Origin of the sequence: Labrys okinawensis (assembly GCF_047345005.1) — a bacterium.
GTDB classification, from domain to species: domain Bacteria; phylum Pseudomonadota; class Alphaproteobacteria; order Rhizobiales; family Labraceae; genus Labrys; species Labrys okinawensis.
In genome coordinates, this window is record NZ_CP178864.1 from 5,271,028 (window position 1) to 5,277,500 (window position 6,473).

Below are 6,473 nucleotides of genomic sequence, written 5' to 3' on the forward strand. Positions count from 1 at the left end.
GTCCCTCGCATTAGGTATACGGAGCATATGGGCCTTTGGACTATGCAGAGCGTGCCAAACTGCTTCCTTACCCGGTATAGACTTCCTGGCTAGCGGTGAGCGTGGGCCAGCGTTTCACTTGGCCTCTCCCCAAAAAGTTCACGATACCAGCCCGACATTCGGCCAAGTTCGCTGATCCCCCACTGATTGGCTACCAGCGCAATAGTGCAGGCGCGTTCCTCCTCGCTGGCAAGGTCATGCCGTATGCGATGCAGGCGCAGCCGCCGCACATAGGTTTGTGGTGCCTCGTCCAGGATTTCTGCAAAGGCACGAAACAGCGTGCGCCGTGATGTGAAGGAGGCCTTGGCCAATTCGTCGGGACAGATCGGCTCGGTCAAATGCTCCAGAATATAAGCTCTCGCCCGCTTGACGATCATGGCATGCGCATCGAGGCGACCCCGGGAGTTCAGGGCCCTGGGCGGTCGAGCGATATGGGCGATCAGCGCTCGCAGCAATTCCTCGCCAATGCGAGTCTCTTGCATCGCATCGCCATTGCCGTTGTGGATGAGCTCGAAGGACCGGCGCAGGCGCGTAAGCACTCGGCGCACCATAGGGCGCGCATGAAGCCCCGTGCCACCCAGCACGGGCCGGTCGAGGACGAGGTCCTCGCCGGCAGCCAGTTCCTCAAGCCGGTCAAGGGAGAGGGTCGCTGTCGCGTAAAGCGAACCGGGCGTGTAGAAAGCGTCGTGCTCGTCGCCTCCGTGGAATACGCCAACAGCGCCCGAGGCAGTTTCCTGGAGCCAATGGCGCGTTCCTGCGCCCATTCTCAGGCCGACGCCAACGGTGAGCTGATCGCTGGACAGCGGCCCGAACAGCGCCACGCGCCCGTTGATCACCCCGCTGCTATAAAGGATGCCGTTGCGGCGAGCGAAGGCAAGGTTTCCAGACAGTGACGCGATGGACATTTGCGTGGCCTCAAGCCCCGCACCATGAACAGCGTCGCGCAGATCCTCGATCCGCGATATCGGAACATTCGTCCACGATTCAGGTGGCCTAAACGATCCCATTCTTCGGGCCTCGGTTGCCTGCGGCTCGAGTTGCCGCCCAGAAACTGAATGATCAAATATCGTTAGAATAGATGGTTCGAGTGCGGCGGCGCGAGCTTGTTACTGTAACGACGGAGTAAACCCTGCTAGGCACTTGGGCGGCAGCAACAGACTCCCCCCGCTCATTTCGGCCTTCCTGGTCGCGAGGCCAGCGGCCCCGGGAGCGGCCTATGGTTATCTCATTAGAGGTCGCCTTCTCCCGGACTCCGCGTTCATTGCCTATCCCGAAAAATGGACCAGGACGGGCATGATGATATTTCTCTGCCACCAGCCAGGCAAGTTTACGAGGGTGACTTGGACCCAACGACCTCAAAACAAGCTCGGGCGATGAACGCTATCGATCCAGGTAAAGGCTGGAAGCCGGTGAAGGAGTAGGGTCATCTTAAGACCTCCCTCCGTCGGATTGAACGTCAGCTGGTGGCCCTGCTGGCACCGGAAGTTGCCTGTCCGTTCCCGGCCCCCGACCGGACATCCGCGGCGCGGAACAATTTCAATTCTCGTCCGCGAAGCTCCCATAAGCATGCCGTTGATTGTACGGAAGCTTTGTGCCGAGTTCATCGATTAGCGAGATCCATCCCGGAGCGCGTCGAACTCGCGCGGGGGCTGCCCGGTCACCCGACTGAACACGCGCGAGAAGGCGGCTGCGCTGTCGTAGCCGACCTGCCCCGCGACACTCTTGACCGGTTTGCCCTTGCCGAGAAGCTGGCGCGCGATCGTCATGCGCCAGACCGTCAGGTACTCAATGGGCGTCAGGCCGACCAGCGTTCGAAAATGATCGGCGAACCGCGTGCGTGACATGCCCGCAACGCCAGCCAGATCCTCAAGCTTCCAAGGTTTCTTCGGTGCCTCGTGCATCGCGGTCAGCGCCTTGGCCAGGCGCGGGTCGGCGAGCCCGGCGAGCACTCCGGTCGAAATGGCGCCGCTCTCGACGACGTGGCGTACGATTAGGATCAGGAGATAGTCAAACAGCCGGTCGAGCGCCGCCTGGCGGCCACCAGCTTCAGAGAAGGCTTCGCCGACCAGCAGATCACAAACCGGACCCAGCGCCGGATGAGCAGCGAGCGGCAGGACCACACATTCAGGCAGGCCCTGGCCAATCGGGTTGCCCTCCGCACCCCCGAGTTCGACGGTCGCGCATACGAGGTCGGCTCCGCGCTCGGGATCAACTGCGAAACTGTGGGTCCGCCCGCGCGGCAAAAACAGCAGGGTCGGCTCAACGAGTTCGAGGTCGGCTTGTCCGTCCTGGGTCACCGTGAGCGAGCCTGCCTTGAACAGGTGCAAATGGCCCACACCAGTGAACTGCAACTTCTGGCACAGGTTCCCGGTGAAGAACGTCTGGGCCGTCGGCGTTACGTGGGCAAACAGGGCAGCGAAGGGGTCCATTGGGACGATCAGCAAAATTATTGGCACCAAGCGTCACCCATAGTCCTCCATATGAGCGGTGTGCAAGTCCCCAGTCCTTGATCAACCGGAGAGTCTCATGAATATTCGCTTCGTCACAAAGACCGTTCACGCCTCCCTCGACTATCCCGTCGCGCTGAGCCTGATGGCAACGCCGTTCCTGCTCGGACTCGGCCATACCAATTCGCTGGCGCTTTGGGTGTCGGTCGCAACCGGCGTGGCCGCCCTCATTCTCACCCTGTTCACCAATCACAAGACCGGTGTAGTCCGGGTGTTGCCATTTGGGCTGCATGTCGCGGTTGACCGCCTCGTCGGCATTATTTTCGTCGCCGTGCCCTTCGTGCTCGGCCTGCAGGGACTGGACGCCTGGTACTACTGGGCGAACGGGGCTGCGGTTCTCCTCGTCACCTTCGTGCTCAACGCGCCCGAAAGCGGGGAGCCCGCGCTGAGGACGGCGCGCCCCTAAGAGCCTTTGCTAACATCATGCTGCAGCGGCCGAGTTAACCCTCAGCCGCTGCCGGTGCTTGGACCCCAAGTTCGCTTGCCAATGGCGATCCGGTTCGCTGCGGCACACGAGCAAATTGACATCAAGGTCGTCGCGGAAAGTGTCGAGTCGATAACCGGTTGCGTGAGATCGAAAAGACCCTTCCGCGTCTGCAATTTACCCTGAACCAACAAATGTCTGAGGAGACGACACCCATGAAAGCGATCATTGTGACGAACCAGTCTGCGGGAACGGCCGGCATGACACTGGTGGAGGGGCCCAAGCCACAGGCAGCGATAAACGACGTCGTCGTTCAGGTTCATGCGTCGGGCTTTGTCCCTACCGAGTTGGAATGGCCGTCGACCTGGACCGACCGCCGCGACCAGGCGCGTACGCCATCGATCCCTGGACACGAACTGGCCGGAGTAGTCATTGCCCTGGGGTACGGCACCACGGGTCTTTCAGTGGGACAGCGGGTGTTCGGTCTCGCGGACTGGTATCGCGACGGCACACTGGCGGAGTATATTGCCATGGAAGCACGCAACCTCGCGCCGCTGCCAGGCGACGTCGATTTCACAGTAGGCGCGAGCCTGCCAATCTCGGGTCTGACCGCGTGGCAGGGACTGTTCCAGCACGGTCGTCTTCAGGCGGGGCAGAGCGTCCTTGCACATGGCGCAGCCGGCGCGGTCGGTTCGATGGTGACGCAACTCGCACGTGAGGCCGGTGCCTATGTCATCGGCACCGGACGGACCGCCGACCGACAGAAGGCACTCGACTTCGGCGCAAATGAATTCGTCGATCTCGAGAACGACGCACTGGCAGACATCGGCAGCATCGATCTGGTGTTCGATGTCATCGGCGGGGACATCCAGAAGCGGTCCGCAGCTTTGATCCGGGCCGGAGGAACGCTGGTGACCGTCGTCGGCCCGGCCGAGGCGCGGCCTGCAGGCGGCCTGGCGGTTGACTTCGTTGTCGAGTCCGATCGCGCCCAACTGAGTGAGATCGTCCAGCGGGTGCGGGACGGGCGACTGCGGACGAACATCGGCAAAGTTTCGGCCCTCGACGAGGCAGTTGCGACCTTCATTGCCAGCGAGCGACACACGGGGAAGACGGTCATCCGGGTTCGTCCGTGAGAACTTGGGGAGAGAAGGCGGTTCCTCTCTCCTCGATTATCGCCTACGCGTCTCGCCGGCCACGCGCTGAGCGATATGACGACGCGCTTACGACCAGCCCTTCGAAGATCGGCTACGGCTAGACCACAAGAACACCGGGCGCATTGCGGGTCACGGCCGAACGGCAGCTTGCCGCTCCTTTGGATCCAAGCCGGACGGTCCGGTAACGGCCCCGGAGCGGTCGCTTCCCGCACCTCTTAGGACAATAGCCGGGCTTCCCGTGAAGAGGACGTTCCCAACGTCTGTGGAGGGCCAGAACCGGTCCTGGGCTCAATGCCAACTTTCTTGCCAGGCTCGAAGGCGCCGCGCAAAAAGGCGTCCATAGCGGCCACTGGTGTACTGACTGGATGTTTCGCTGCTGTGCACCCCAGAACGCAAAAACCGTCCAGGTGTTCAGACCTGGACGGTTATCGAGTTATGACAGAAGTGGTTGCGGGGGCAGGATTTGAACCTGCGGCCTTCAGGTTATGAGCCTGACGAGCTACCGGGCTGCTCCACCCCGCGGGAGGTGTTTGGTGTTTTGCGATGTGGCGATGTGGCCGGGGATCGCAAGACGCCTTGGACGTTTGGTTGTCAAAACGCGTATTGGCAGCGTTTCGGCGTCATCGAGTTTTGCGCAACGTGTTGGACCGCTGTGTGGGTCCGGATTGGTATGGGTGTTGGGTTGCATGGGGTTGAGCTTGTCTTTGGCAGGCCTGGCAACGACCTACTCTCCCAGGTCTTGAGACATAGTACCATCGGCGCTGAGGAGTTTAACGGCCGAGTTCGGGATGGGATCGGGTTCAGGCTCCTCGCTAGTGCCACCAGGCCGGCGAAAGACAAGTGAAGCCCGCGCGATCTGCTCAGGCAAATCGTCGCGAATATGCGCAGCGACAAGCCCGAAGGGTTTGTCGCGGGAAGCATACAAGATGGTCCTTTCAATCTCGCAGAGATTGTAAGGAGTGACCGCGGCGACATGCTTTCATGTCGCGATCAGGTCACCCATTCGATCTGTCTCACGCATTGTGAGCATCGATAAATGAGAGCGATCAAGCCGATCAAGCTATTAGTACCGGTAAGCTGCACGGATCGCTCCGCTTCCACACCCGGCCTATCAACGTGGTGGTCTACCACGGCTTTCGAGGGAGAACTTATCTTGAGGTGGGTTTCCCGCTTAGATGCCTTCAGCGGTTATCCCGACCGTACATAGCTACCCTGCACTGCGGCTGGCGCCACAACAGGTCCACCAGAGGTACGTCCATCCCGGTCCTCTCGTACTAAGGACAGATCCTCTCAATTCTCCTACGCCCACGCCAGATAGGGACCAAACTGTCTCACGACGTTTTGAACCCAACTCACGTACCACTTTAATCGGCGAACAGCCGAACCCTTGGGACCTTCTCCAGCCCCAGGATGTGATGAGTCGACATCGAGGTGCCAAACGATTCCGTCGATATGGACTCTTGGGAATCATCAGCCTGTTATCCCCGGCGTACCTTTTATTCGTTGAGCGATGGCCGTTCCACAACGGACCACCGGATCACTATGGCCGACTTTCGTCTCTGCTCGACTTGTCAGTCTCGCAGTCAGGCGGGCTTATGCCATTGCACTCGACGAGCGATTTCCGACCGCTCTGAGCCCACCGTCGCACGCCTCCGTTACTCTTTGGGAGGCGACCGCCCCAGTCAAACTACCCACCATACACTGTCCCGGGCCCGGATGACGGGTCGCGGTTAGACATCCATGATCGTAAGGGTGGTATTTCAAGGGTGGCTCCACGCGGGCTGGCGCCCTCGCTTCATAGCCTACCACCTATCCTACACATGCAAGCACGAATGCCAGTGTAAAGTTATAGTAAAGGTGCACGGGGTCTTTCCGTCTAAGCGCAGGTACCCCGCATCTTCACGGGGAATTCAATTTCACTGAGTCTATGCTGGAGACAGCGGGGAGATCGTTACGCCATTCGTGCAGGTCGGAACTTACCCGACAAGGAATTTCGCTACCTTAGGACCGTTATAGTTACGGCCGCCGTTTACCGGGGCTTCGATTCAAAGCTTGCACCTCTCCTCTTAACCTTCCGGCACCGGGCAGGCGTCAGACCCTATACGTCGCCTTGCGGCTTTGCAGAGCCCTGTGTTTTTGTTAAACAGTCGCCACCCCCTAGTTTGTGCCCCTCCCCCATGGTTGCCCACAAAGGAGGCCTCCTTATCCCGAAGTTACGGAGGCAAATTGCCGAGTTCCTTCAGCATAGTTCTCTCAAGCGCCTTGGTATACTCTACCAGTCCACCTGTGTCGGTTTCGGGTACGGTCTGATGTGGGAGCTATTTCCTGGAACCTCGTGATGGCACGGTC

Annotated in this window: 4 protein-coding genes, 1 tRNA gene, 2 rRNA genes and 1 pseudogene (1 of these 8 running past the window's edge); 3 read left to right on the forward strand and 5 right to left on the reverse strand. The window is 60.2% G+C overall.

What is annotated here, in order from left to right; all coding sequences use genetic code 11:
• Positions 1–89: 89 nt before the first annotated feature.
• Positions 90–944, reverse strand: coding sequence for a helix-turn-helix domain-containing protein (locus ACMDCR_RS24670; RefSeq protein ID WP_413989159.1), 855 nt, complete (start codon positions 942–944; stop codon positions 90–92).
• A 235-nt stretch (positions 945–1,179) separates the two neighbouring features.
• Here ACMDCR_RS24670 and ACMDCR_RS24675 point away from each other — a divergent pair.
• Positions 1,180–1,460, forward strand: a pseudogene (locus tag ACMDCR_RS24675) (DUF2950 family protein).
• A gap of 186 nt (positions 1,461–1,646) precedes the next feature.
• Here ACMDCR_RS24675 and ACMDCR_RS24680 read toward each other — a convergent pair.
• Complete coding sequence (locus ACMDCR_RS24680) at positions 1,647–2,468, reverse strand: AraC family transcriptional regulator (RefSeq protein ID WP_413989160.1); 822 nt, start codon at positions 2,466–2,468, stop codon at positions 1,647–1,649.
• A 97-nt stretch (positions 2,469–2,565) separates the two neighbouring features.
• On the opposite strand from ACMDCR_RS24680, the gene ACMDCR_RS24685 reads away from it, so the two are divergent.
• Together ACMDCR_RS24685 and ACMDCR_RS24690 are read left to right on the forward strand one after the other, a co-directional pair.
• Positions 2,566–2,952 (forward strand): hypothetical protein, encoded by a 387-nt coding sequence (locus ACMDCR_RS24685; protein WP_413989161.1) that lies wholly within the window; start codon positions 2,566–2,568, stop codon positions 2,950–2,952.
• 233 nt (positions 2,953–3,185) lie between these two features.
• Positions 3,186–4,103, forward strand: a complete 918-nt coding sequence (locus ACMDCR_RS24690) for an NADP-dependent oxidoreductase (protein ID WP_413989162.1) — start codon at positions 3,186–3,188, stop codon at positions 4,101–4,103.
• A 466-nt stretch (positions 4,104–4,569) separates the two neighbouring features.
• Here ACMDCR_RS24690 and ACMDCR_RS24695 read toward each other — a convergent pair.
• The 3 genes from ACMDCR_RS24695 to ACMDCR_RS24705 form a co-directional block, all read right to left on the reverse strand.
• Positions 4,570–4,646: transfer RNA gene (locus ACMDCR_RS24695), tRNA-Met, on the reverse strand.
• A 189-nt stretch (positions 4,647–4,835) separates the two neighbouring features.
• Positions 4,836–4,950 (reverse strand): 5S ribosomal RNA (gene rrf / locus ACMDCR_RS24700).
• A gap of 216 nt (positions 4,951–5,166) precedes the next feature.
• Positions 5,167–6,473, reverse strand: a 23S ribosomal RNA gene (locus ACMDCR_RS24705) (it continues 1,508 nt past the right edge of the window).

What these genes read in the sequence shown, in the direction of transcription:
- ACMDCR_RS24670 (WP_413989159.1), bottom strand. Translation starts at nt 944, where the DNA reads ATGTCCATCGCGTCACTGTCTGGAAACCTTGCCTTCGCTCGCCGCAAC.
- ACMDCR_RS24680 (WP_413989160.1), bottom strand. Translation starts at nt 2,468, where the DNA reads ATGGACCCCTTCGCTGCCCTGTTTGCCCACGTAACGCCGACGGCCCAG.
- ACMDCR_RS24685 (WP_413989161.1), top strand. Translation starts at nt 2,566, where the DNA reads ATGAATATTCGCTTCGTCACAAAGACCGTTCACGCCTCCCTCGACTAT.
- ACMDCR_RS24690 (WP_413989162.1), top strand. Translation starts at nt 3,186, where the DNA reads ATGAAAGCGATCATTGTGACGAACCAGTCTGCGGGAACGGCCGGCATG.